Annotated in this window: 23 protein-coding genes; 13 read left to right on the top strand and 10 right to left on the bottom strand. The window is 39.6% G+C overall.

The genetic code is table 11. The features are described 5' to 3' along the window. Window positions 1–53 precede the first annotated feature (53 nt). Window positions 54–752, bottom strand: coding sequence for a lysozyme inhibitor LprI family protein (locus CH377_RS14650; protein ID WP_100724511.1), 699 nt, complete (start codon window positions 750–752; stop codon window positions 54–56). A gap of 113 nt (window positions 753–865) precedes the next feature. On the opposite strand from CH377_RS14650, the gene CH377_RS14645 reads away from it, so the two are divergent. The 7 genes from CH377_RS14645 to CH377_RS14615 all read left to right on the top strand — a co-directional run bounded on the left by CH377_RS14645 (window position 866) and on the right by CH377_RS14615 (window position 8194). Beyond that, complete coding sequence (locus tag CH377_RS14645; RefSeq protein ID WP_100724510.1) at window positions 866–1195, top strand: ArsR/SmtB family transcription factor; 330 nt, start codon at window positions 866–868, stop codon at window positions 1193–1195. Window positions 1196–1197: 2 nt separating this feature from the next. After that, window positions 1198–1620 (top strand): SRPBCC family protein, encoded by a 423-nt coding sequence (locus CH377_RS14640; RefSeq protein ID WP_165780512.1) that lies wholly within the window; start codon window positions 1198–1200, stop codon window positions 1618–1620. A 9-nt stretch (window positions 1621–1629) separates the two neighbouring features. Further along, on the top strand, window positions 1630–2028 hold the full coding sequence (locus CH377_RS14635; protein WP_100724508.1) for a GFA family protein: 399 nt from the start codon (window positions 1630–1632) through the stop codon (window positions 2026–2028). 74 nt (window positions 2029–2102) lie between these two features. Then, entirely contained in the window at window positions 2103–4238 is a 2136-nt protein-coding gene (gene amt, locus CH377_RS14630) for an ammonium transporter (RefSeq protein WP_100724507.1), read from the top strand. Between the two features lie 107 nt (window positions 4239–4345). Then, window positions 4346–5194: a phosphotransferase family protein gene (locus tag CH377_RS14625; protein WP_100724506.1), complete on the top strand. Its 849-nt coding sequence runs from the start codon at window positions 4346–4348 to the stop codon at window positions 5192–5194. Then, a complete protein-coding gene (locus CH377_RS14620) occupies window positions 5191–6813 on the top strand; it encodes a glycerol-3-phosphate dehydrogenase/oxidase (RefSeq protein WP_100724505.1) in 1623 nt (540 codons plus the stop codon). The genes CH377_RS14625 and CH377_RS14620 overlap by 4 nt, the downstream gene beginning before the upstream one ends. A gap of 175 nt (window positions 6814–6988) precedes the next feature. After that, window positions 6989–8194: an NHL repeat-containing protein gene (locus CH377_RS14615; RefSeq protein ID WP_243402117.1), complete on the top strand. Its 1206-nt coding sequence runs from the start codon at window positions 6989–6991 to the stop codon at window positions 8192–8194. Between the two features lie 64 nt (window positions 8195–8258). Here the strand turns inward: CH377_RS14615 and CH377_RS14610 are convergent, their stop codons facing one another. The 3 genes from CH377_RS14610 to CH377_RS14600 all read right to left on the bottom strand — a co-directional run bounded on the left by CH377_RS14610 (window position 8259) and on the right by CH377_RS14600 (window position 10733). Beyond that, a complete protein-coding gene (locus tag CH377_RS14610) occupies window positions 8259–9440 on the bottom strand; it encodes a thiolase family protein (protein WP_100724503.1) in 1182 nt (393 codons plus the stop codon). A gap of 67 nt (window positions 9441–9507) precedes the next feature. Beyond that, the gene (locus CH377_RS14605; RefSeq protein ID WP_100724502.1) at window positions 9508–9978 is read right to left on the bottom strand and encodes a MarR family winged helix-turn-helix transcriptional regulator; all 471 of its coding nucleotides are present in this window, start codon (window positions 9976–9978) and stop codon (window positions 9508–9510) included. A 71-nt stretch (window positions 9979–10049) separates the two neighbouring features. Continuing rightward, window positions 10050–10733 (bottom strand): Crp/Fnr family transcriptional regulator, encoded by a 684-nt coding sequence (locus CH377_RS14600; RefSeq protein ID WP_100724501.1) that lies wholly within the window; start codon window positions 10731–10733, stop codon window positions 10050–10052. A gap of 176 nt (window positions 10734–10909) precedes the next feature. Here CH377_RS14600 and CH377_RS14595 point away from each other — a divergent pair, with 176 nt between their 5' ends. From CH377_RS14595 to CH377_RS14575, 5 genes are read left to right on the top strand one after another with little or no spacing between them, the layout of a single operon-like run. Then, window positions 10910–11596 carry a c-type cytochrome gene (locus tag CH377_RS14595; RefSeq protein ID WP_100724500.1) on the top strand — a complete coding sequence of 229 codons (687 nt, stop codon included), beginning with the start codon at window positions 10910–10912 and terminating at the stop codon, window positions 11594–11596. 31 nt (window positions 11597–11627) lie between these two features. Continuing rightward, the gene (locus CH377_RS14590; RefSeq protein ID WP_100724499.1) at window positions 11628–12998 is read left to right on the top strand and encodes a cbb3-type cytochrome c oxidase subunit I; all 1371 of its coding nucleotides are present in this window, start codon (window positions 11628–11630) and stop codon (window positions 12996–12998) included. 19 nt (window positions 12999–13017) lie between these two features. Continuing rightward, window positions 13018–13803, top strand: a complete 786-nt coding sequence (locus CH377_RS14585; RefSeq protein WP_165780516.1) for a CbbQ/NirQ/NorQ/GpvN family protein — start codon at window positions 13018–13020, stop codon at window positions 13801–13803. 1 nt (window position 13804) lies between these two features. After that, window positions 13805–15583 (top strand): nitric oxide reductase activation protein NorD, encoded by a 1779-nt coding sequence (locus CH377_RS14580; RefSeq protein ID WP_100724497.1) that lies wholly within the window; start codon window positions 13805–13807, stop codon window positions 15581–15583. A gap of 56 nt (window positions 15584–15639) precedes the next feature. Further along, window positions 15640–16107, top strand: coding sequence for a hypothetical protein (locus tag CH377_RS14575; protein ID WP_100724496.1), 468 nt, complete (start codon window positions 15640–15642; stop codon window positions 16105–16107). A 75-nt stretch (window positions 16108–16182) separates the two neighbouring features. Here CH377_RS14575 and CH377_RS14570 read toward each other — a convergent pair whose 3' ends face one another. The 5 genes from CH377_RS14570 to CH377_RS14550 form a co-directional block, all read right to left on the bottom strand. Next, window positions 16183–16671 carry an SRPBCC family protein gene (locus CH377_RS14570; RefSeq protein ID WP_100724495.1) on the bottom strand — a complete coding sequence of 163 codons (489 nt, stop codon included), beginning with the start codon at window positions 16669–16671 and terminating at the stop codon, window positions 16183–16185. Further along, complete coding sequence (locus CH377_RS14565; RefSeq protein WP_100724494.1) at window positions 16658–16975, bottom strand: ArsR/SmtB family transcription factor; 318 nt, start codon at window positions 16973–16975, stop codon at window positions 16658–16660. Before CH377_RS14565 ends, CH377_RS14570 begins: the two co-directional genes overlap by 14 nt. A gap of 237 nt (window positions 16976–17212) precedes the next feature. Beyond that, window positions 17213–17731: a DUF1993 domain-containing protein gene (locus CH377_RS14560; RefSeq protein WP_100724493.1), complete on the bottom strand. Its 519-nt coding sequence runs from the start codon at window positions 17729–17731 to the stop codon at window positions 17213–17215. 90 nt (window positions 17732–17821) lie between these two features. Next, window positions 17822–20239 (bottom strand): hypothetical protein, encoded by a 2418-nt coding sequence (locus tag CH377_RS14555; protein ID WP_100724492.1) that lies wholly within the window; start codon window positions 20237–20239, stop codon window positions 17822–17824. Between the two features lie 28 nt (window positions 20240–20267). Continuing rightward, window positions 20268–21935, bottom strand: a complete 1668-nt coding sequence (locus tag CH377_RS14550; protein WP_100724491.1) for a hypothetical protein — start codon at window positions 21933–21935, stop codon at window positions 20268–20270. A gap of 266 nt (window positions 21936–22201) precedes the next feature. Here CH377_RS14550 and CH377_RS14545 point away from each other — a divergent pair, with 266 nt between their 5' ends. Continuing rightward, window positions 22202–24022 (top strand): FG-GAP-like repeat-containing protein, encoded by a 1821-nt coding sequence (locus CH377_RS14545; protein ID WP_100724490.1) that lies wholly within the window; start codon window positions 22202–22204, stop codon window positions 24020–24022. Window positions 24023–24034: 12 nt separating this feature from the next. Here CH377_RS14545 and CH377_RS14540 read toward each other — a convergent pair whose 3' ends face one another. Further along, the gene (locus tag CH377_RS14540; protein ID WP_100724489.1) at window positions 24035–24817 is read right to left on the bottom strand and encodes an enoyl-CoA hydratase/isomerase family protein; all 783 of its coding nucleotides are present in this window, start codon (window positions 24815–24817) and stop codon (window positions 24035–24037) included. Window positions 24818–24842: the final 25 nt, after the last annotated feature.

Genomic DNA, 24842 nt, shown 5'->3' with positions numbered 1-24842 from the left:
AAAGAACGGGACTTGGTTTTTGTTTTGAGGCAAACTATTTTGCGTTCTACTTTTTACTTGAATTCGTATCTATAACTTCCGCCAAAATAAGCTCTTGCTCCATGATATGCAGAACAAGAAACTTCCTCTACTTCTATCCTGTTTTGAAAATATTCAAACTCCAATAAACAACAATCAGGATCTTCCGACTTACAACCATCAGTAGAAGCCCAGGTCCATTTGCCTTCTTTACTTGGAGTCCAATTTCCGTTTACTTCTCCCAGATGAGCCGTAGGACCTCTAACAACCTCGAAAGAAAATTGGACATTCTTATTCGATTTATCTCTAAAAAGTTTTAAATTTCCTCCGAAACCATCCGTATAAGAACCCAATCCTTCCTTAGATACCGTGCCAAATTTCCAAACATGATTTAGATAATTAGTTCTTTCGGCTGTGGTTCCGGTTTTACAGATGACCGTTTCTATACCGGATTCATCCGAAGCATACATGGGTCCTTCACAAACACCGTCCCTATATCCAATCCAAAGAACTTGCAATTTTTTTAAATCTTCCTTTTGGGAATCAGATAAACCTTCTCTTATCTTTTTATAAGTCACGTTCAGTTCTTTGTCCGCAGCTTGGTATTCCTTAGAATAACATCTTTTCCGATCATTCATATTTTTGAATTTGGAGCATGTATCAACATGTTCGGAAGTTTTAGGAAAAATGGAAAATGTAAGTAAGAAAAGAGAAGTGATGAGGGAGAAACGCATGAAAGAATTTTATTGGCCGATGGTCTATGGCAATGATTTTTCAGATAAAAAATCGAAAAACATTCAACCAAATGGTTGACTCTTGTTGGAGTCTCTGATATACATTTAACCATATGGTTGAATCTAGAAAATACGACCTCAATCTGATCTTTCAGGCATTGTCTGACCCGACGAGAAGGGCTATGCTCAGAAGTCTTTCTAAAAAGGAGAGGGTGATCACGGAGATCGCAAAACCTTTCGAAATGTCGCTAGCTGCTGCTTCCAAACATATTAAGGTTTTGGAAAAAGCAAAGTTAGTGAATAGGAGAAAGGAGGGCTCCTTCTCCTATTTAAGCCTTAATGGAAAAGCAATGATGAGTGCGGACAGGTGGATACAACATTATAAGAAATTCTGGGAAGAACAGTTGGATTCTCTCAAGGAATTGTTGGAGGAAATAGAATGAAAATGGCAGAATACAAACTGCAAATATCTAAGTTTATAAAAGCGAGTCGATCGAAAGTCTTCGAAGCCTGGATTAAACCTGAAATTATGAAAAAATGGGGCTGTCCTAAGGAATTGAAAATCGGAGAGATCCAAATGGATTTCAAAGTAGGTGGCAAATTTAGGACCTCAATGTTAGGGAACGGCGAGGTTTATATCGCTACCGGGACATATCAGGAAATTATTATGAACGAAAAGCTCGTTTTTACTCATGGTTGGGAAGGTCCGGACCAAGGTAACACTCTCGTTACAGTGGTATTTAAGGACAAGGGGGAAGGAACAGAAGTGTTACTGACTCATGAAAAACTTTCATCCGAAAGTTCTATGGAAGGTCATAAAGAGGGTTGGGTCAGTACACTGGAGAATTTAGAGCTCCAATTTTCTTAGATTTTCCAAATGGCTTTGAAAAAATATTTAGGAAGTTGCAAATGCAAAAAAGTCCGTTTTGAGGCATGGATTGATCTATCTCAGGGGACTTTTAAATGTAATTGCACTAGCTGCGTTAAAGTAAGATTTTGGGGAGCTTCCGTATCCCCGAAAAACTTTCGTTATTTGGAAGGAGAGACGGAGCTAAACATATATTCCACTCGGATCGATGTAATGTTCTGTAAACATTGCGGTGTGCGTATTGGTGGTGCGGGCGATTTTCCAGATGCGGGAGGTGAATTTATCGCGATCAATCTAGGTTCTTTGGATAATTTAGACCCTAAGGAATGGGCTGAAGCACCGGTACACTACCTAGATGGGTTACATGATCGTTGGGATCGGGAGCCCGAATATATCTTACATCTTTAAAAACTAGTATATTAAAGAGTTAGCAGAAATGCTTCTTGCCAATTCGTTTATCATTTCCTGGAATAAGAAATTCGATGCCTAAAACGAGTTTCGATATTCTTTGGATCATTCTTTCTTCCGGGTTGGTCTTCTTCATGCAGGCCGGATTTCTATGCCTGGAATCCGGCCTTACTCGAACCAAGAATTCGATTAACGTAGCGATTAAAAATATTACAGACTTCGGGATTGCGACCCTTGTTTTTTATTCAATAGGATTCGGACTTATGTTTGGTTCAACCTATAATGGTTGGATCGGAAAGGATATGTTCTTTCCTGATTTTTCAAAAACAAGTCCTGAAACTTCCGTTTTCTTCTTATTTCAACTTATGTTTTGTGGGACCGCTGCCACTATAGTTTCCGGTGCAGTTGCAGAAAGAATGAAATTCGGAGCCTATATCATAGTCACGACAATCATTTCTTCTTTGATCTATCCGATTTTTGGTCATTGGGTTTGGGGAAGAAGTCTAGAAAATTGGGATCAATTTACTGGTTGGCTCGCTCATCTTGGCTTTATGGATTTTGCAGGCTCCACTGCAGTTCATAGTGTAGGTGGATGGGTCGGGCTTTCTGCGATGATACTCATCGGAAACAGAACCGGAAAATATGGTAAAGATGGATCAGTCAGAAAGATCACAGGGCATAATCTTCCACTTGCTATGCTTGGAACATTAATCCTCTGGTTTGGTTGGATAGGATTTAATGGGGGAAGTACTCTTGCATTCACGTCCGAAGTTCCAAAGATCATTGCAAATACTATGTTTGCAGCTTCCGGCGGAATGGCTTCCAGTTTGATCTACGGTTGGATTCGCTTGAAATATGCAGAAGCCACTCTTCCTTTAAACGGTACCTTGGCCGGACTTGTTGCGATCACTGCTCCTTGTAATGCGGTTAATTCTTTGGAATCAATTTTGATCGGATTAGTTGCAGGAATTCTAATGTTCGAAGCGGGAGTTATTTTAGATAAACTTAAACTAGACGACGCGGTTGGTGCTATTCCTGTTCATCTTATTTCCGGTATCTGGGGTACCTTAGCTGTAGGTTTTTTTGGGGATCTTTCTATTTTAGGTACTGGATTGGATAGAAACACCCAGATCCTCGTGCAGTTGCTCGGTGTTATTTCCTGTGCGATTCTTTCTTTCGGTGTGAGTTATCCTCTTCTTTTTATTATACATCGTTTTTATAGTCTGAGAGTTTCTCCTCAAAATGAATACCAGGGACTCAATTATACGGAACATAGAGCTACCACTGAGTTGATTGATTTGTTTTTGGAAATGGAATACCAGAAACAGACAGGGGATCTGAGCCAGGATCTTTCGATAGAACCGTTTACGGAAGTAGGGCAGATCGCAGAAAGATATAATTTAGTATTGGATAAAATTAGAACCAATATTAAAGAAAAAGAAACATTGGCTGTGGAGTTAGAGCATAACTTAAGTTTACTCCAAAGCGATCTATCCACCGCTAGAAAGATCCAATCAGGGATCATATCTCAGCAAGATAAGCTTACAGGAGATTTGGAAATTACGGTAAGATATCTACCACTTACGGAAGTAGGAGGGGATTTTTTTGATATTATGGAACTTCGCCCGGGGTTGACCAGGGTGTTTCTTGCAGATGCAACTGGGCATGGAGTGCAGGCTGCTCTTTTGACCATGGCGATCAAAGCAATTTATGAATCTCTAAAGCGTGGGATTTATAGCGTTACTGAAATTCTATACCATTTGAACAACGAGTTCTTACATACATTCAAAAATTTGAATCAATTTTTTACCTGCATAGTAGTCGATATAGACACAAATTTGAATTTAATCCGGTATTCCTCTGCTGGACATGTGCCTCAATATTTGATCCAAGACAGAGAGGTTCACTCTTTAGAAAAAACCGGAAGGATCATGGGCGTAATCCCGAATACAAAATACACTTCTAATGAGATGGAATTCACCCAAGATTCCAAGCTGATACTTTTTACGGACGGCCTTTTTGAACAATGGAATTCTAATAAAGAAGAATTCGGAGAAAAAAGGGTAGAGGCGATCGTAGGAAATCTAAAAGGAATTCCTATAGGAGAAGGGATCGATCAAATATTGAATAAATTAGATGAATTTTTGAGCGGATCACCGAAACAGGATGATATTTCAGTTTTAGGTATTAGCAGAAAAACTAAAAAATAGAAATTTATATTTCGGCATCAAACTTATTTAAAATTACTGAAATTACTTCTTGCTAGCGCATGTATAAGTATAGAATCAGTTTTGCTTAATATATAAAGAAGAGAATCATGCCTCCCAAAAAATCAAACCGACCAAGTCCTGGAAAATCAATCGCAATAGGTAGGTCCGCCGAAATTTCGGAATATGGACCAAATAAGATCTTAAAATTATTTTTTAAAGAATTCCCTGCCTCCGAGGTGGATACCGAATATTCTAATTCCGTAATTGCCTATTCAGTAGAAGCAACTTCCATGAAATGTTATGAAAAGGTCAAGATCGGAGATAGACACGGATTGATCTTTGATAGATTGGATGGGATTTCTCTCACCAAACTCCCTGATAAAAAACCTCTGACCTTTTTCAGTCTTTCTAAAATACTCGCGGACCTTCATCTGGGCTTACATAATAAACAAGCCAAAAAGATGAAGGATATCAGATCGGAAGCGGTAAAGGTCCTTTCTAAAGAGCCTCTTTCTTTCTTGAGTAAAGAGGAAAAAAAGATCGCAAAACAATTTATAGAAAATTTACCCGAAGGTTCTTCCGTTTTACATCTGGATTTTCATCCTGAAAATGTGATCGTTACAAAGGATTCGTTTGTGATCATAGATTGGATGACCGCTTTAAAAGGAGATCCGGCAGCGGATGTCGCTTCCACTGTTTTTCTATTCCAAGATGCGGAACTTTGGCCAGGAACCCCATTCTTAAAAGTTTTATTCTATACTGTAGTTCGAAAGTTCATCTTAAAAGGTTATTTAAAAAGATATCTTTCCGTTTCCGGAATGGATTGGAAAAAAATAGAAAGATGGAGACTCCCTATATTAATTTTTCGTTTAGGGCTTTGGAATATAGAAAGTGAAAGAGCAGCTCTACAAAAAGAAATCAGTGAGATCATTTCTTCCTCCAAGGTAGGTAAATGAATCCTCAAAAATTGGATCGATTTATCGAAAGGGTAAAAGACGAGACCTACTTCGATGTACTGATCATAGGGGGTGGGATCACGGGTTCTGCCTTAGCATATGAGGTAGCGAGTAGAGGACTTTCTGTTGTTTTGGTCGAAAAAGAGGATTTCGGCGGAGCAACATCATCCGCCACAGGAAAATTGATCCATGGTGGACTTAGATACTTAAAACGTTTTGATCTTTCTTTAGTCAGAGAGGCATTGAAGGAAAGAAGGATTTTATCCAATATAGCTCCGAACTTAGTATATCCTTATCCAATGATACTTCCGAATCCCGGGCTTTTGGAAAAGATCGGTCTATTGGTATACGATCTACTTTCTTTTGATAGAAATCGAACTTGGGACAAATCTAAAAGGATCCCTGCACATAAAAACCTTTCTAAAAAAGAGATCCAAAGCCGTGGCTTGGTTATGGATTCTGCGATCTATTTTTATGATTGTATCATGCCTAGTCCCGAAAGATTGACTCTTGCATTTCTAAAATCGGCGGTGCAAGAAGGTGCATCCGTTTCCAATTATACAAGAGCAGAAGGATTATTATTCGATGGGAATCGAGTGACTGGAGCTGTTGTTAAAGATATCATTCATAATAAAAACGTAAAATTAAACGCTTCTGTGGTCGTGAATGCTTCCGGGCCATGGAGCCAAGACTTCCTTAATGGAACTAAAAAAATCAAAGTTCCAGTTCCTAAAACAAGATCTGAAGGGATTTATCTGATCACTAAAAAATATTTCGATACCATGGTGCTTCATGTAGGCAAAAAGGGACATTTCAGTTTTGCTCCTTGGAGAGGTAAGAATATGATCGGGCCTACTGAAAAAGCATATTATGGCCCTGTAGAAGATTGGAAACTTTCTAAAGAAAGTATTTTAGAATTTTTGGAATATATCAATTCTTCAGGTTTACTTTCCGAAAAATTAGAATTAAAAGATATAGAGTTTGCTTATGGTGGGCTTAGACCTCTTGCAGAAACCGGAGGAGAAGATAAGGAAACTTACTCAGCTTCTAGAAAATCGGAATTGTTAGATCATTCAAAAGAAGGAATAGAAGGTCTCATCAGCGCAGGTGGTGGAAAATATACTACTAGCCGTCACTTTGCAGAAAAAATATTCAAACTCATCCAAAAGAAATTTTCTAAAAAAACAGGACCAAACATTTCTGAGAAGAAGTTCTTAAAAGGATGTGAGATCCAAAACATAGAATCCTATTTAGAAAATGCTAAAAGTTCTTACCCTAATATTTCCAAAAATACGATAGAGTATTTGGTCCGTCATTACGGGACTGAATACGGAGCTATTCTAGAGTTAGCAAATTCATCTCAACAATTATCAGAAGTATTGGATGAAGACGGTGAACTGGCCGCTCAAGTTCTATACGCGATTCGTTTCGAAATGGCCATGAATTTGCAGGACATTTTCTTAAGACGGACCGGTCTTGGGACTGTTGGACTTCCTACAGACGATGTGTTATTTAAAGTAGCTGAAATTGTGGGTAAAGAATGGAACTGGTCCTCGGAAAAAAAATCGGAAGAGATCGAAATATTAAAAAGAAGACTAAAACTTCCAGTTTCTTTCTAGTTTGTTGAGATCTCTCCCAATCAAAAACGGACTCTTTTAAATTGTAATAAATTCCCTCTAACTATCCAAAGCTACTCGTTTGAGGGATCAGGGTTTAACTCGTTTAGTAAATAAATTGCTTTGCAACCGAAAGCAATTCGTCTAAATTAACTATCGAATGTCCGGATTTCTTCCCTTGAATCGAAATATTAATAATTTATTATATACCTTCTGTGCGACTCTGCTTATAAGTTGTGGGGCTATTTCTACCGAGAACCCTTGTGATCCCTCAAGTGATACGTTCTTAAATACCCAACTTTTAAAATTCATTCTAAATGATACAAGCTCCACCTGCGGAGCTGAGGTTGTCGGAAATTCCTGCAATGTTTTTAAAAACGGAGAGGCCGCAACCATGGTTATAGGCCAACCGGATTTTACGACCAACACTGTTTTCGGAACAGCCCCCAACGAATTCCGAGGTGTTGGTGGAGCCGCAATGGATGTTCAAGGGGGGCTTTGGATAACGGATACTTATGGCGGTCCTGCCGATTCTAGAATCATGCATTTCGCTCCACCTTTACAAACGAATGCAAGCTCAGACATTATACTTACTGTGAACCCGATGGAAGCCAGACTCATGGCTATGGATTTAACCGGCGGGATCTGGGTGGTTGCAGGAACTACTTCTACTGGGAACAAGGTACTACATTTTGCAGCCGGAATGAATTCCTCAAGCACGTATGATATTATGCTTGGAACCGGAGCGTCTAGCACAACTATAAACACATTAAATAATCCTTATGGAGTTACGGTTGGCGGAGATGGCAAAGTCTGGGTAGCGGATTATTGGAATAACCGTGTTCTAGGATTTTTTCCACCGCTTACGTCAAGCATGGATGCAAATGTAGTAATTGGTGCAAACGATTTTACCACCGCCGGAGGCGGGGCTGCGTCAGATACTAGATTCACCACTCCTACGGGTCTTGCAGTAGACCCCTCGGGAAATCTCTGGGTTGCGGATTTTGGAAATAATCGGGTCCTTCGATTTAGTCCTCCTTTTACAAATGGAATGGCAGCAAGCATGGTTCTCGGGCAACCTAGTTTTACTAGCTCAACGGGAGGAACGAGCCAGTCGGCCTTAATGGGTCCGAATGGAATCGACATTCAGTCCAATGGGGCGGTTTGGGTAGCGGATACAAATAACGGAAGAGCTGTACGTTTTTCTCCTCCTTTTACCGTTGGAAAAGCAGCCGATAGTGTATTAGGTAAACCTGATTTTACTTCGGGTTTTAACGGAGCAGCTACTGCAGAAAATATTGGAAGCCTTGTATCTGTGGCGGTCGCTCCTTGCGGTCTTTGGGCAACGGATTCTTTTAATAGGCGAGTCCTCTTTTTTCCATAAAGTTTTAGAGGCGAAGATACTTTACGGTATTTCCGCTACTATCCTTTTCTCGTTTTAAGCGAGATCATTTCTTAAAATTATAATTTTCTAATACGATTGCTATCCCTTGTCCGCCACCTATGCAAAGAGAAGCTACACCGTATCTTAGATTCCTGCGTTTTAATTCGTAGGCTAAAGTAAGTGTAACCCTTGTTCCACTTGCGCCAAGAGGGTGGCCGATCGCGATTGCTCCTCCGTTTACATTTGTTTTTTCCGGGTCCAAACCGAGTTCTCGGATCACTGCCAAAGTCTGAGAAGCATATGCTTCGTTAATCTCGAACAGATCTATATCTTCTAGTTTTAATCCGGCATTTTGGAGAGCTTTGGGAATTGCAAACACAGGCCCGAGCCCCATCATTTTAGGATCACAGCCTACATTCGCATAACCTAATATGGTTGCTAAAGGATTCAGTCGTAATTGTTTTGTATATTCTTCTGAAGAAAGTAGGACGGAAGCTGCTCCGTCATTGATTCCGGAAGCATTTCCTGCAGTTACGGTTCCATCTTTCAAAAAAGCTGTAGGAAGTTTTTTTAATTGGTCCACACATTCAGCACCCCGGATCTGCTCATCTCGGTTTAGAAGAATTGACTTTTTTCCTCCGGTCTCGACGCCGATCATCTCATCCGAAAACTTTCCTTCTAAACTTGCTTTTTCTGCTCTCACTTGAGAAATCCCTGCCCAATCATCTTGGTCTGCTCTGGAAATTTTGAAATGAGAAGAGATATTTTCGGCAGTCATTCCCATGGTCAAATCTACAAAACAATCTGTTAAACTTTGGGCGAGTCTATCTTCTGCGATTGTATCCCCGTATTTATTTCCCCATCTCGCTCCTTTTAAAACGAAGGGAGCATTACTCATAGATTCGGTTCCTCCAGCAAGAATCAGTTTGTTTTCTTGGGATGCGATCTTACGAGCTCCTATTATGATACTTTCTAGTCCGGAGCCGCAAAGACGATTTACTGTAAGCGCACTGGAAGATTGTGAAAGCCCGGATCTAAGTCCTATATGCCTTGCTAAATAAGCAGAATCCTTATTGTCTTGTATTACATTTCCATAAATAGATTCTTCAATTTCTTTAGGGTCCATTTCGGTCTTTCGGATCGTTTCTTTTGCGGTGATCACTGCCAGATCTGAAGAGCTATAATCCTTTAATCCTCCGCCGAATTTTCCAAAAGGCGTTCTTACTCCGTCTACTAAAACTACCATATCGTCTCCTAATATATTGTATATACACTATTTACAGTTTAAGGAACCGTCGCTTCCAATATAATCCTTAGACCTGATTTTGGGTTTCTAAAACCGGAATTTTTCTGACTTTGGATAATATCCTTAAGGTTTCTTGGAATTTAGATTTTCCTAATGATTTGGTAAGTTCGCTCTGTGCTTCATTCCAGAGTAAAATAGCTTCCGCTAATTTGGACTCTCCCTTTTTGGTGAGGGATAGATTTCGGATATTTCCGGCTTCCTTTTTTTCGATCCGGATCAGGTTATCCCGTTTTAGGATCTCCAAACTTCTCTGTAATGTAGTCCTGTCTATATCTGTGAGTCTGGAGAGGTCCGTGATACTACATTCTTCTTCATGTCCAATTCCTACTAAGATGCTAAATTGTGTTATTCTAAGCCCGGAAGGTCTAAGTATGGAATCATAATAGGAAGTAACTAATCTTGCAGTCCTTCTTAAACTTACATTCAAGCAGGAGAGTCCTATTTTTTTGAGTTCCGAAGAGGAAGGTTTATTTTTCATATCTTCTGACTGAATGGTGTGTATGCACTATCCAGAGGTCAAGCTTAAAAATGATCATATAACGAAGACTATTATCTTAAAGCAGGGTATTCATGGATCTGTTTCGGGTGATTTTCTTTCAATATTTTATAAGAAGAATCCTTTTCTTCCAGGATACATTCATCCAAAAGGGACCTAAACGCTCTACTTACTGATTCCGGGGTAGTTCCGATCAAAGAGGCTAATTGGTTTTTGCTGATAGGGAGAGTGATAAATTTTTGAGAAGCCCCGCATTCTTTTAAAAAATTTAAAATCCTGTCTTTTACTGAGAGATGTAGATTCTCTACTAATTTTTTTCTGAAATAGTTGAGATGTTGTATGGTTACGGCTGAAAATAAATAAAGAGCTTTGGTATTTTCGAATAAGAAGGATGTAAATTCTCTTTTAGGATAATATATCAATTCTCCTTCCTTTAGCGCTTCGCAGAATGCAGGATAAAAGCAAGGTTCATTCGGTTGAAAGATCGGATGAGAAGCGATCAACTCTCCTGGATAAAATACTTTTAGGATAGCTTCCTTTCCATCCTGAGATAAGGAATATACTTTGAAAATGCCCGATTTGATCTCGAAGAATCCATCGTAAGGATCTCTTTCTCCGAAAACTACTTCACCCTTTATAATTTTTTTTCGAATGCCGATAGATAAGAGTTCGTTTGGGAATTCTTTTTGGATTTCTGCCCAATGTTCGCTTGTTTCAACGTTTAACGTTTTAGTCATAACAATTGTTTTATGTTTGTTTTAAAAAAGAATTCAAGCCAAAAGAGCTCCGAAATTTTCTGAACCTACTTGATCTATATCAAGGAATTTTTTTGCAACATCACTGAGAATACTCCCGATTTCTAAATCACTGTTTTCCGCGAGCTCGCGGTTTTTTTAAAGATAAGGAAGAGGGTATGCTTACAAAATTTCAGGCGAAATTATTTTTCCTGGTTGGAACCTTTTTATTCTCCGCAGTTTTCCTGCTTCTTACTTATGATTCTTTAAAATACGTTTATTCTTCTACTTCTTCCAAAACTTTAAGTGAGGAAGTGATCCGAGGCAAAGAGCTTTGGGAAAAGAATAATTGTATGGGGTGTCATACGATCTTGGGAGAAGGAGCGTATTATGCACCTGAATTGACCAAGGTTTACGAAAGAAGAGGTCCTGAATGGATCCGCGTTTTCTTAAAGGATCCTCAAGCGATGTATCCTGGAGAAAGAAAAATGGTTAAGTACGATTTTTCCGAATCTCAGATCTCGGATATCATCGCATTCTTAAAATGGAATGGAGAGTTGGATCTAAAAGGATTTCCTCCTAAGCCTGAATATAAGTCCTCCACACAACTCATAAACGCTGAGTCTGCTGCTATAGCCCACCCTGAAAAGTTTAAGCAGATCTGTGCTGCTTGCCATTCAGTCGGAGGTGCTGGAGGTAATGTGGGGCCGGCATTGGATTCCGTAGGGAAAAAATACGATATCGCATATCTACAAAATTGGCTGAGGGATCCACAAAAGATCAAACCTGGAACCGCTATGCCAAAACTTCCTCTAAGTGATAACGAGATCAAGGATCTGTCCTCTTATCTCTCCCAATTGAAATAAACAAATAGGATTAGGATATAACGGTTTCTTTATGAAATATAAATCTCAAAAAATTGCGTACTGGTTTTTTGCAACCTGCATGCTCTTATTATCCCTGCAAATAGTTTATGGATTCGTGATGGGATTCGCCAGAATGGGGTTCGATGTTTTGCACGATTGGGTTCCATTTAACGCTGCGAGGGCGACTCATACGAATTTGCTGGTAGTTTGGTTGCTCACGGGGTTTATGGGTGCAGCCCATTATATAATTCCGGATGAATCTGATAGAGAGGTCTATTCTGAGAAACTTGCCTATATCCAGCTAATCTCTCTGATTTTGGTGGGAGTTATTTCCATAATAGGATTCCATCTGAATTTTTGGGAGGGAAGAAAGTTTTTAGAGATCCCTCGTCCATTGGATTATCTGGTAGTAGTTAACGTTCTATTATTCCTTTTTAATATAGGAATGACTGTCTGGAAAGGGAAAAGATACACTACAACTTCTCTTGTTTTGTATTTTGGTCTTTTCTCCGCGGCTCTTTTATATCTTCCTGGAATGATCGAATTTAATAGCCAAACAGTAGACTCTTATTTCCGTTGGTGGGTAGTTCACCTTTGGGTAGAAGGAGTTTGGGAATTGATCATGGGAGGTATTCTTTCTTTCCTTCTGATCAAACTAACTGGAGTGGACAGAGAAGTTATCGAAAAATGGCTGTATGTGATTGTGGGGTTAACTTTCCTTTCCGGGATCTTGGGAACAGGACATCATTATTATTATATTGGGGTCCCTGAATATTGGAAATGGGTAGGTGGGTTTTTCTCTATGTTGGAACCTCTCGCATTCCTTGCAATGGCAATGTTTGCAATCTCCATGTATAGAAAAAGTGGAAGAAACCACCCGAATACGATCTCTTTATTTTGGACGATCGGAAGTGCGGTCATGTCTTTTGTGGGAGCAGGGTTTTTAGGATTCGCTCATACTCTTCCTCAGGTAAACTTATACACTCATGGAACATTGATCACCGCTATGCATGGTCACCTCGCATTCTGGGGAGCTTATGCAATGATCGTATTTGCGATCTTAACATATTCAATGCCTTTACTCACAGGTCGAAAACTTTGGAATAATCCAACCGGACTATTCGCATTCTGGGCTTCTAATATTGGAATGTTAGGAATGACTGGAGCGTTTGCAGTAGCGGGTATCGCACAAGTCTATTTAGAAAGAAAGTTAGGATTAGACTTTTTGACTGTTCAGAAAGAGATTGAAGTTCATTTCTTAGGTTTGATCCTTGCTGCACTTGTATTCACTTCCGGGATCGTTGCTTTCATTATCAACTTCATACGTTTTGGAACTCCTACAGATGAGGCCTTAGGCGCGGAGCAAGCTTCAGGGGATATTTCTCTTGCCCGTAGATCCTAAAACAGATCATAAAAATGGAATGTTAACACAAGGTGAGGTCCCTTATTATAGGCAGATCGGGCAAGAGATAGAAATATTCGAGCACGCATATAAGAATAGGCTTCCTATCTTGCTCAAAGGTCCTACCGGTTGTGGTAAGACCAGATTTGTGGAATTTATGGCGTCTAAACTAGAACTTCCCATGACAAGTGTGTCTTGTCATGAGGAAACTTCTGCGGTGGATCTGTTAGGAAGATTTTTAATCCAAGGTTCGGAAACGGTCTGGCAGGATGGGCCTTTGACGAGAAGTGTTCGATCCGGCGGAATATTATATATTGATGAAATTGCGGAAGCAAGACCGGATATGATTGTTTCTATTCATCCTTTGACGGACCATAGAAGAGAAATTTTTATAGATAGAAAGAATGAAAATCTGAAAGCCCCTGATTCTTTCATACTCGTTGCTTCTTATAATCCGGGTTATCAAAGGGGTTGGAAAGAATTAAAACCTTCTACAAGGCAAAGATTTATATCCATACAATTCGATTATCCGGATAAGGAAACGGAAGCGGAGATATTGAGTAAAGAAACGGGAATTTCTTCGGCTGTTTCTTCCAAACTTGTAAAACTTGCGGAGAAGATCAGGAATCTGACGGAGTTAGGATTATTGGAATCTTGTTCTACAAGATTACTTGTGGATGCTGCAAAATTGATCTCTACCGGTTTACCATCAAGATTGTCCTGCGAGGTCGCAATAGTCCAACCATTAAGTGACGATCCGGATACGATCCGATCTTTAAAAGATCTGGTCTCTTTAATGATCTGATATGGGTTGGGAAGAGTTCGTATTCAAAAAGACCTATGATACAGTTAGAGAAATTTTCTCTTCGGAAAAAGACCAATCCGTAACGGATAAAATAGTAAAACTATCTGATATTAAACCAAGACTTTCTATTCTCGCAAAGTCTTTAACTGGAGAAAATATAGAAATATTGCCTGCTGAAAAAGAAGGAGGATTTCAGGACCAATTCTATTTTTTGCCACAATCATACTCCCATGGGCCGGATTCGTTCTCCAATATTCAGTTTTATATATTCAGGATACTTTATCTTTCAGAGCAGAAAAGGTTAGGATTTCATTGGAAAAAAGGAGAAATTAAGGGTAAGAGTGAATCTATAAAGGCCGCAGAGGAAACTTATCCACAGGTTCTGGAAAGTTTAAGGAAAAATTATCCGAATACAAAATTTCTTCTTGAATCCGTAGAGAACATAGAGAGGGAATTTCAGAGTTCAATAGCGGAAAAGAGGAAAATTCCTGAAGATCTTTCTTTATTACGTGGAATTTGGATGTCTTCTTCAACATCTACATTAGAAAGCCAGATCTCATCTCAGGAATTACTTTCTCAAAAAACTGAAAATGATAAAATAGAAACAGAATTAGAAGGGGTGCCCAGAGAAAGAATCGAAACGATTGAAGCGGATCTAAATTCACAAGAAGATTATACTTTAATGCACCAATTCGAAAAGGTGGAAACTGCCGAAGAGTTCCAGGGAAATTGGCGGGATTTTGATGGATCTGATACTTTATCAGAACAGGAAGATGCAATCCGGGAGTTAGATCTTAGACATACGGTTCGATCTAATGAACCTACACATTCCATTTTTAGGACTGATTTTTTATCGGGACTATTTACAGGAGAAGTGGAGGATGATCGTTTTAATCAAAATCCGATCTCTTATGACGAATGGGATTATAAAAAAAGGAAATATAGAAAGGATCATTGTAAGGTTTTTCCTAAAAAATTTCCTGATGGAAATCACGGATTCGCGGGAAAAGTTCTCCAAGGGAATTATAACACATTAAATTTGCTTCGATCCAGAATGAATCGATTCTTTAATCTTAAAACTTCCCTAAAAAGGCAAGCTTATGGAGAAGATCTGGATCTAGATGCTACTCTACAATATTTTTCGGATCTGTCTTGCGGGCAAACTCCTACTGAAAATGTGTATTTGTCTGATAGAAAAAAACTTAGAGAGGTTTCTATACTTCTACTTGCGGATATGAGCTTATCTACTGATTCTTACGTGGATAACCAAAGGATCTTGGATGTGGAAAAAACTTCCTTGGTTTTATTCGGACAGATCTGTTCCGAATTTGGAGATCGTTTTAGGATAGATTCATTCTATTCCAATACCAGAAATCATTGTGATTATTCTAATATAAAAAGTTTTGATGAACCTTGGGAAAGATCCAGAGAAAAAATAGGGCTAATGGAAGCGAAAGGATACACTCGAATTGGACCTGCGATCCGGCATTCCCTCTCTTTAATCCAAAACGAAAAAAGTCAAAAACGTTGGATCTTACTTTTGACAGACGGTAAACCGAACGACTATGATCGTTATGAAGGGAAATACGGAATAGAAGACGTTAAAAAGGCAATCTTAGAATGTGAAAGATCCAATGTGGGAGTTTTTGCACTTGCAATCGATAAAAGTGCAAAACAATATCTTCCGGCAATGCTTGGAAAAGAATCCTATAGGATCTTGCCGAATCCAAAGGAATTGCCTGAAGCTCTGACTGATTTTTTTATTAAACTGGTCAAATGATCCTGAATAAACGATATCATATTATAAAAACTTACTATTTTAGAATGGAGTAAATTGTGAAAAAAATTCCCTTAGGATTGATCTCTTTGGTATTATGGATAATTTCTGCTTCCGTTTTTCTCTATTTTTTCTTATCCGGAAATGTGTCCGAATCAATAGATGGAAGAGTCGCAATACATTTGAATTCTCAAGAGAAAAATTTGGTTCTAACAGAGATGAGGGGACTATTAGCATCCGTTAATGGGATCGTATCCGCATTGGCTGAAGACGATTATAAGAAGGCTGAATTGGCTGCTTCAGCAAGCGGAATGGAAATGGTAAAAAAGCTTGAGGACGAAGAAAAAACAATTCTTCTTAAATTACCTATCGAATTCAAACAATTAGGATTCGGTACTCATGATCAATTCGATAAGATTGCAGAAGACCTAAGACAAAAGAAAGATACAAAAATTATTTTAAAAGAATTAGATAAACTTACTCAGAATTGTGTTAGATGCCACGCAACTTATAAGATCGCATTTTAGAATAATGAAAGACCAACTAAAACCGGAAGAGAGATAGATAAACTTTCCGATTTTAGATGATCGTCCGTGGGAATCTTAACGAACTACTTTCATGAGTTCTACTAGCTGATCTAGAGCTGCGTTCCAACCCTCGTGGAAGCCCATCTCTTCATGTTTTTTTCTACTTTCTTCGTCTTTATGACGAGCAAGAACATGATACTTGGTTCCATTACCATGTTTTTCTAATGTAAGTATTGCGGTAAAAAATCCGCCGCTTGGAGTAGGTTTAAAACCTGGTTCGAAAATATCAGTGAATACAAGCTTCTCATTTTCTACGATATCCAAAAAACATCCGCTATTCGGGAATTCTTGTCCTTCCGGAGACAACATAGTTGTGCGGAAGATCCCACCCGGTTTGAGATCAATCTCACAATCGATGGTTTTCCAAGGGGCAGGGGTGAACCATTTTAGTATATGTTCCGGTGTGGTCCATGCTTTCCAAACCAGTTCCGTAGGAACGTCTACGATCCTCTCAAGAACTAGATCGGTTTTTGGGTCCGGTTGGTAATAATTAGTTTTTGCCATTTTCTTTCTCCTTCATTTCAAGTAAGTAACTGTCTAGTTGATCGAGCCTTTTGTCCCAATGGGTGCGTTGTCTCACGAACCAGTCTTCTCCTGCTTTCATGGTGTCTTGGGTAAGTTTATAAGTTCTTATGCGACCCACTTTTTCGGAACGCACCAGAGAAGAATCTTCCAACACGCCCAGATGTTGCATTAGGGAAGGAAGGGCCATTTTAAATGGCTCTGCCAGTTCTCCTACCGTTGCGGGTCCCATGCTTAAACGTTCTAAAATGGACCTTCTTGTCGGGTCCCCCAGAGCGTGAAACATATTGTCCAGACTGTTACTATACTTAGGCACTTACCTAACTATATCATAAGAATAAACTTAGGTAAATACCTAAGTATGGAAAAAGTGGAAATTTGAGAAAAAAAATGAAGGGCGCCCCCGCTGAAGGCGGTCGGGCTCTCCGCTTCGGTCGCTTTGCGACACCCGCGTCGATCCCTGGCGCGAGCTGCGTAAACTCACGCGGAGTCGCGAAGGCGCAAAAATGTAGTAACTTCGACGCTATGATTTAAAAGGAAAATCTCCCAGATAATCCTTCTTACCCAGTTCGACTCCATTATGCCTAAGTATATCGTAAGCAGTTACTATATGAAAGAAGAAATTCGGGATCATATGATGAAGGGCATATTCCTTTCCGGTAAGGGATTTCCCTTCCCAACGAGGCAAAGAAATTTTGATATCGGAAGCTTCTTTATAATCTTCCGGTTTCAGGCCTTTCAGAATACCAACAACCGAATCAATCCTATCGATTACTTCCGAAAGAGTTTTTTCCTTATCATCATGTGTTTGGAAATGTTTTCCAGTTAAGCGAGCTGCTCCTAATTTTGCCGTATCGCAGGCCAACTGGATCTGTCGGATGAGATTGTATTGGTCCGGGGCGAGTCTTGAATTTAATAAAACATCTATTTCGATCTTTTTGGATTCGGCGAAACTTTTGCCCTTATCTATAAATCGTTTTAGATGTTCTAGGTTTTTGATTACTTGTGTTACTGTAATTTCGTAAATCGAAATGTCTGACATACTTCCATGGAAAGCACTGATTAGGATCTATCAAGTCATAAATCCGCGCGGATCGTTTCGAATTTTATTGGTCTTTGGTATAAGAAGATTTCAAAAACAATTTGTATCTGATTCTATTGCGCCAATCGAAATAGAACCGGCTCCCGGTGGAGCAAATGGACTAGACGAATTTGTTCTTGGACTTCCATAAAAATCAGTTTGTAGGAATGGGATTGCAGTAATTGGAAGTGTGATCGTACTCAGATCTACTCCACCATAAAGTGAAGAACAAGGAGAATTTGCAGATGATGGAATTCCAAAAGGAAGATTAAAATTCCAAATCTTTTCTATCTCGGTCGTATCTACAAACTTAGGATCTGCACCGTAACTATTTGAAAAATCCCCTACAAATTGTCCAGAAATTGGATGAACACAATCTTCTTGGTTTAATGTGCTTCCACAGAAGATATATTGGTCAAAACCTATGACTACAGGTACACTCACAAAATAATTATTCCCTCTTACGACGGAAGTTGGTTCAGGAGGACTTCCGAAAATAATACCTGCACTATTTGCGGATAGATTTCTGGAGAAAATTTGGTTATTTAGAATTTTATGAATTCCGAATCCTGCCTGAGTAAATATCCCTACAGAATTTCCTAAAGAAGAGTTTTTAGAATTTCCTATATAAATATCATTATTTATAATATTACTGGAATCTACTGCATCTGTAAAAATGATTCCATAAGAATTTTCGGAAATCAAACCCGGATTTAGATATTGATATGGATTTATCTTATTTTCGGAAACGATTGCCCCTTCGAAAATTCCTGTTTCTATCCAAAGTCCGGCGCTGAATCCCGCAGGTTCTATACTGACCAATCCATCTAAAATATTTCTGGAAAGTATGATGGGTTGTAAAGTGGAACCGGAACCTTCTAACATAACTCCTATCGAATGAGATCTTCCTGAACCTCCTCTTAACCAATTTTCCGTTACTAAAACATGATCGGATTGATTGATTATTAATCCTGCACGGATCCCAAAACCACTCGAGTTCGTTTCATTTCCAAAAACCATATTTTTAGAGATGATGATCTGTCCTAGATTGGTTCTTGAATCCAAAACTTGGATCCCAGTGGAATAATCTCCGGTTAGATTCATCTGTATCTGGAACCCACTCACTGAAAGGTTTGTAGTCGGTGAGCTCAAAGAAGTAGTAGAGATCAAAATTGCATTACAGAAATTCGAGAAGGAAGTCCCGCAACTGGAAAGTGTATCATCTACAATTCTTGTGGGGTGAATGCTTGGGTCAGAATCCAGATCAGGAAATCCTGGACTAAAACCGCCGAATAAGGAAGTATTTCCGCTTAAGAAAATTTGGGAAATAGGAGTGTAACTTCCTTCGGCAACAAAAACAGAACAGATAGATCCGCTAGAGTCACATTCTTGGACTCCCTTTTCTATACTCTTACAGAAAGCATTCGAGCCAAAACCGGTTCCGCATCCTGGATCATCTATTCCATTAGTTTCATCCACTAAACGAATATTCGAGGAAGTTATAAAATCATAATGGATCGGGTTTCCATTTTGGGCCGGCAGGCTTTTGGCAGTACAACCCACTAATTCAAAAAATGAATTTCCGGGAGATCCCCATTTATCCGGAGAATTGGGAGTGATTACAATTGTATCATCATCCGGTGCGGATGGATAAGTAATACTAGGCGGATTCGCAAGAGAAGCTACATTATTTTTTCCTGAAATAGAAATCGGATCGAAACTACAACTTCCAGGATCCACTCCATGAAAGGAAAGTTTAATCGAAACTTTACCATTCGGAGTGAGTACCTTGGACTTAGGAAAAATTTCTAAAACTGAAATACAATCTAAGAGTAGGGTTACTGCTCCCCCGGACATGGTTCCACTTCCGGAACCGTTCGGAATGAATATGCAGGAATGCCCCGTAGGAATAGAGATAAAACTAACGGAATAATTTGCCGAATCTCCCACTTTATGTGCGAATGTTTTTGTTCCATCTGCAGTAAAAGTGATTTTGTCGGACATATTCTGTAAAATTAAAGGAGATGTCCCTGCAATCGAAGGATCCAAGCCGATCACCTTTACGGATAGATCATAGAATATCTTCCCACAACTGATAAATATTACGGTCTTAGGATATACGATCGGTCCGTCCGGATTACTAATCTTACATTCTTGCTGAGCGGACGCGCCTGATATTCCTATTATAGAAACTGAATATTGGTCTCCTATTTTGACCAGAGTAGGGAATGCCTGAGTCCCGTTAGAAGGAAAATCCAAATTTTCTCCCAATAGATTGGAAATAGTAAGAGTTCCTGAACTTAAACCTGAGACTTGGACGGAAACTTTTATAGGCGTATTAAATGCATCCAGATCCATTTTTAAACTAAAAAGATCTAAAAGTGTGGATGCTTGCGGAGGCTTATAGCAATAAATATTTGATAAAAAGAAAATAAGAAAAAATAGGATCCTGTAAGAATAATATTTCATTTTTCTTAACTAGGATCCTTGCCCAAGTTTACTGGATAGAAGTTTGAACTGGGAAATCCACAGAATTTCCCGGAGAAGAGAGTTTGATCGAATAGAAAGTATGAGTGCTTCCGTCAAAATTAGGATCTAGGATATATACCCCGTCGCCTAATGCCCCTGCACTTGTATAACATCTGGAAGTCCTGCAAGTAGTGGAACTTCCTAAAGTGAAATTCTGTCCAAGCGTACTTCCTGAATAATTCGTAATGGCTCCCAAAGCTCCGCTACTAGAGTTCATAGGAGAATGATATACATCAAAGAACAAGGAACCGCTTTGGGTACATCTCAGATCATAACCCATTAATACTCTTGAGCCTAGGTTTCCGGGAGAAGGAACATAGGTTTGGAATCCGGCACCATTCGGATTACAACCATTTGGATTCGTATCTCTTCTGATCTGTGCAGGAACTCCTGACAAATTTCTCCACTCCATTAAGCTGGAATCAATTGTATTGTCTGTGTTTCCCATATTAGATCTATTAAAGAAAAGCCATACATCAGAAGAAGTTCTTATAAATTTCGGATAAGCTGCACCTGCAGAACTTACTGGGAAAATTGCTCCAGTGGAACCGGTTCCGGAAGCTAAGAACAATTGATTTACCTGAGTAGCAGCACCGTTCGTAAAACTATATACAGCTAGATAATTATTAGGTGCATCATCCGTATCATTATCATGAAATTCGAATGCAGTTGCATATTTGCTCCCATCCCAAATTACATCCGAATATCCGAAAGTGGATCCAATTGTTCCAAGAACAGATTTGATGGTTGTAGGAGTTCCAATTAAGGTACCATCTGGATGGATACGGATGTATCTTACTAAATTTGAGAAGGAAGTACTTCCACCGAATTCTACAAACACAACTACGAACTCATCCAGATCCGCATTATAAGCGGCAGATAACGTGCTGATCTTTGCTCCTGGAGCGGTTGAGATAGTTCCTGACACCGTAATATCAGAACCTATAGTTGTTTGTTCGATATCCAGAAATCTGGCTTTGATCGTATTTCCCGTAGGGGTCCAAACTGCTAGGTATTTATTTCCGGACCAGACTAGATCCAGCATGGGCAACCCTGCGCTGGTGCTGAAAAACATAGGAGTTCCTACCACTGTAGAAGTTTTCTGGTTCACTTGATAAAGATTCATGATCGGAACACTTCCTGAAAACCAGGTCCCGAAAACCGCCAAGTTCCTTTCACAATCGATTTTAGAAGCAGCTACTAAGCCTGCCTTGCCGGAATCTCCAGTGAGAGTGCAGTTTTGTCCTCCTGTATAAGTTCCAAGGTCGATTGTAAAATTTGTACCTGGATCTAAAGTATCTGGAAAGGAGAAGGTTCCATTAGCCGAAATTTGTAGTGTTTGAGTTTCGGAAGTATCAGTGTTTGTCAGAATTAGATTCATCTCTTTGCCTGACTTGTTCAAGTATCCGATAACGTTAACTTTAACAAGAGAAGGTCCTGGAGTATTACTTCCGAAAACCCCTATGTTTCCATCAAATGCGATTGCTCCTATCGCGGAGGAGCTTGCATCTATACTCACTGCTTTTGCGTTATTACATCCTGTGGATAAAAGTACGATTAGAAGTAAGGCGACTATTAACAGGGCAGTTTTTAGAAGAATGTCCTGGAATTTCTCGTCTTTCAGAAATTTTTTCATGTCTTAACTCCCTCGTATAACTCTCGTTTGTTTTAGGGTTGGCTTCTGAAAAAACAGACAAGCCGTTCTGAGGAATTTGATGGGAAAACCATGTTGGGAGGTGAGTTTGGAACGAACGCTACTGATTCCGGAATGGGTGTTTGGATTAGAAATTTTGAAATATCCCTCAAATGAGGGGGTATTTTTTTTCTAAAATCCCGATTTGTTTCTCAATTTTTTCTAATTGGATTGTAACGGGGTCTGCGATCGAATGTAAATATATTTGCATGCGAAAATTTCTGAAAAATGGAATTCATTCTGGAGTAGCGGCCCTTCTTCTTTTCTTTTTAGGATCCTGTTCGCTCAAATCTATGAATCTCGCATTCGAAGCAATGCTCGAGGCTCAGGTCGCCTGTTTAGTTACGGGGGATACCTGCGTAGATGCGAGCACGACTACTGGAATCCCTACAGTCACGATCACAAATCTTCCTAGTTCCGGAAGACCCACAGTGGAGACTGGATTTCTCTATGGTACATCTTCTGATGATATTTTAGTTTCCGCAGTGCAGATTAGTATCGATGGAGGAACTTACGCTACTGCGACTGGAACGACCACCTGGAGTTTTGCTTTGCCTAGCGGCTCTTCTACTTGGAAGCATAATTCTTTCCATACGATCAATATCAGAAGTGTGGATTCCAGCGCGAATCTTTCCACGGTCTTAAGCCTGAATATTAGAAAAGGATATAATAGAGACCTAAACGGGGACGGTTATGCAGACGTAGCAGTGACAGCTCCTGGAGATGCCTCTGGTGCTGGAATTGCTTATATTTTTTACGGAGGAGCTTCCGGTATTGCCGCAACAGATACAACTATGGCGGATCATTCCATTACAGGCCAAACAAGAATGGGTTATACTTCTGCAATGGGAGATGTGAATGGAGATGGATATGGTGATCTTGCAATAGGAGCCTCCGATTATTCAGGATTACAAGGGATTACTTATATTTTTCATGGAGGTTCTTCCGGCATTACAACTAACGCAGCCTCCAGTGCAGATCGTGTCCTGACTTACACAGGTTCAAATGAATTTGGTTATTCGATTGCATTGGGAGATGTAAATGGGGACGGATACGATGATCTCGCAAATGGTGCATATCGTGTTTCGGGGTTTTCGGGACTCGCATTCATCTATTATAGTACTGGATCCGGAGGCATTTCTTCCACCGCTGGAACAACTATTTCAGGTCCTGGTTCAAGTAATTTTGCCTGCGGGATTGGGCTTGGAGATATTAATGGAGATGGATTTTCAGATCTGATCGTAGGTGGAAACGCATACTCCGGATCTGCGGGAGCGGTTTGGATCTTCCATAGTACTGGAACTGCAGGAGTTACAGTAAATTCTTATACAGCAGCAAATACTACGATAGTTGGAGAGACTACGAGTAATTTTGGGATCGTTGTAAATACTGGAGATGTAAATGGAGACGGATACGCTGATCTCGCAGTAGGAGCTCCTCAATACAACGGCTTTTTTGGAAGAAGTTATGTATTTAACAGTACGGGAACTACAAGCGGAATCACTGCTTCTGCAGCTTCAAGTGCGAATGCTGTAGCCACCGCTTTTGTTTTAAGTTCTTTAGGATTCGGAACTCGGCTTGGAGATATTAATGGAGATGGTTATGACGATTTTGCCACAGGCGCTCCTGGTTATTTGTCCAGCCAGGGGAGAATTTACGTAAATTTAAGCAATGGAAGTAATATCTCCACTGGTTCTATAAATTTAATTGTGGGACAATCAGCTAACCAATCTTTTGGAAATACTCTTATAATCTCCGACATAAATGGGGATGGGTTAGGAGACTTGATTGCTGGAGCAGTTACTTATCCGGATGGAGTTGCGTTATCCGGAAGAGTTTATATTTTTCACAGTATCGGTTCCGGGTATCTGGCGGTAAGTGCAGGCTCAGCAAATACTACTATTTCTGGTTTTACTGGAAGCGAATTCGGAAGTAATCTAGTAGATGCAAATATTCCGAAGGACCTGTATCCTAAATTTTTAGGAGTTTGGACCTTCGGAAATTTACAAACTTATAGGATCCAAATTTAAAAAAATCGAATATTAGGTGAGTTTCGGTCTTCTCTTTTCTTTCAAAGCACTCATTGCTTCCAACAAATTTGCCACTACTTTAGGATCTTCAAAACTACTTTTGGTGAATTCCAACTGGGATTCGAATTTATCATTGATCTCTTTGTTGATGGCAGCCTTGGTTCTTCTGTAAGCGCTTGGTGCGATTGACATCACTTCGTCCAATTTTTTCAGAACAAGTTTATGCAAATCTTCCTTATTCTCGGCGGTTTCATTGATCAAAGAAATTTCCTTTGCTTCTCCTGCCTTATAAGCGGTTCCTAAAAGGCAAACCTCGTTTAAGTATTCCGACTTAACAGTGATCTTAAGCTTATCAATAAAGCTGATCGGAAGAGGAAGTCCAACCAGAACCTCAGTGAATGCGATTCTTGCCTTACCTTCCAACATAAATTTAAAATCGCAGGCTAGAGTCATAACTGCACCTCCACCCATTGCGTAACCGGTAACTTCTGCAAGAAGAGGTTTTCCGAAGCTTAAAAGTTTGCCGAATAGGATTACAATTTGTCCCATCTCTGCGGTGAGTTTTTCTCTTGGAGTATTTAGGATATTTTCTGCATCGATACCGTTGGAAAAAAATTTGGGATTATCGGAACTTAGAACGACTGCGCGAATATTATCGTCCTTATCGATCTCAGCTAGAATATTTTCCAATTCTATCATATTTTCCCTGGTCAGAGAATTTTGATCGTTAGTTTGTATTTTAATACATTCGGCTCTGCCGTTTTTTAATTGGATTGGTTCCCGTAAATAGTTCATAGGGCATGATTAGAAGCTCCAACAT

The organism is Leptospira haakeii (assembly GCF_002812045.1).
GTDB classification, from domain to species: domain Bacteria; phylum Spirochaetota; class Leptospiria; order Leptospirales; family Leptospiraceae; genus Leptospira_B; species Leptospira_B haakeii.
Note: the sequence above shows the minus strand (reverse complement) of the source record. Positions and strands in the feature narration are given on the sequence as shown.

Excerpts from the sequence above, each read along its gene's own strand:
- CH377_RS14650 (WP_100724511.1), bottom strand. The coding sequence starts at position 752 with ATGCGTTTCTCCCTCATCACTTCTCTTTTCTTACTTACATTTTCCATT.
- CH377_RS14645 (WP_100724510.1), top strand. The coding sequence starts at position 866 with ATGGTTGAATCTAGAAAATACGACCTCAATCTGATCTTTCAGGCATTG.
- CH377_RS14640 (WP_165780512.1), top strand. The coding sequence starts at position 1,198 with ATGGCAGAATACAAACTGCAAATATCTAAGTTTATAAAAGCGAGTCGA.
- CH377_RS14635 (WP_100724508.1), top strand. The coding sequence starts at position 1,630 with ATGGCTTTGAAAAAATATTTAGGAAGTTGCAAATGCAAAAAAGTCCGT.
- amt (WP_100724507.1), top strand. The coding sequence starts at position 2,103 with ATGCCTAAAACGAGTTTCGATATTCTTTGGATCATTCTTTCTTCCGGG.
- CH377_RS14625 (WP_100724506.1), top strand. The coding sequence starts at position 4,346 with ATGCCTCCCAAAAAATCAAACCGACCAAGTCCTGGAAAATCAATCGCA.
- CH377_RS14620 (WP_100724505.1), top strand. The coding sequence starts at position 5,191 with ATGAATCCTCAAAAATTGGATCGATTTATCGAAAGGGTAAAAGACGAG.
- CH377_RS14610 (WP_100724503.1), bottom strand. The coding sequence starts at position 9,440 with ATGGTAGTTTTAGTAGACGGAGTAAGAACGCCTTTTGGAAAATTCGGC.
- CH377_RS14605 (WP_100724502.1), bottom strand. The coding sequence starts at position 9,978 with ATGAAAAATAAACCTTCCTCTTCGGAACTCAAAAAAATAGGACTCTCC.
- CH377_RS14600 (WP_100724501.1), bottom strand. The coding sequence starts at position 10,733 with ATGACTAAAACGTTAAACGTTGAAACAAGCGAACATTGGGCAGAAATC.
- CH377_RS14595 (WP_100724500.1), top strand. The coding sequence starts at position 10,910 with ATGCTTACAAAATTTCAGGCGAAATTATTTTTCCTGGTTGGAACCTTT.
- CH377_RS14590 (WP_100724499.1), top strand. The coding sequence starts at position 11,628 with ATGAAATATAAATCTCAAAAAATTGCGTACTGGTTTTTTGCAACCTGC.
- CH377_RS14585 (WP_165780516.1), top strand. The coding sequence starts at position 13,018 with ATGTTAACACAAGGTGAGGTCCCTTATTATAGGCAGATCGGGCAAGAG.
- CH377_RS14580 (WP_100724497.1), top strand. The coding sequence starts at position 13,805 with ATGGGTTGGGAAGAGTTCGTATTCAAAAAGACCTATGATACAGTTAGA.
- CH377_RS14570 (WP_100724495.1), bottom strand. The coding sequence starts at position 16,671 with ATGGCAAAAACTAATTATTACCAACCGGACCCAAAAACCGATCTAGTT.
- CH377_RS14565 (WP_100724494.1), bottom strand. The coding sequence starts at position 16,975 with ATGTTTCACGCTCTGGGGGACCCGACAAGAAGGTCCATTTTAGAACGT.
- CH377_RS14560 (WP_100724493.1), bottom strand. The coding sequence starts at position 17,731 with ATGTCAGACATTTCGATTTACGAAATTACAGTAACACAAGTAATCAAA.
- CH377_RS14555 (WP_100724492.1), bottom strand. The coding sequence starts at position 20,239 with ATGAAATATTATTCTTACAGGATCCTATTTTTTCTTATTTTCTTTTTA.
- CH377_RS14550 (WP_100724491.1), bottom strand. The coding sequence starts at position 21,935 with ATGAAAAAATTTCTGAAAGACGAGAAATTCCAGGACATTCTTCTAAAA.
- CH377_RS14545 (WP_100724490.1), top strand. The coding sequence starts at position 22,202 with ATGCGAAAATTTCTGAAAAATGGAATTCATTCTGGAGTAGCGGCCCTT.
- CH377_RS14540 (WP_100724489.1), bottom strand. The coding sequence starts at position 24,817 with ATGAACTATTTACGGGAACCAATCCAATTAAAAAACGGCAGAGCCGAA.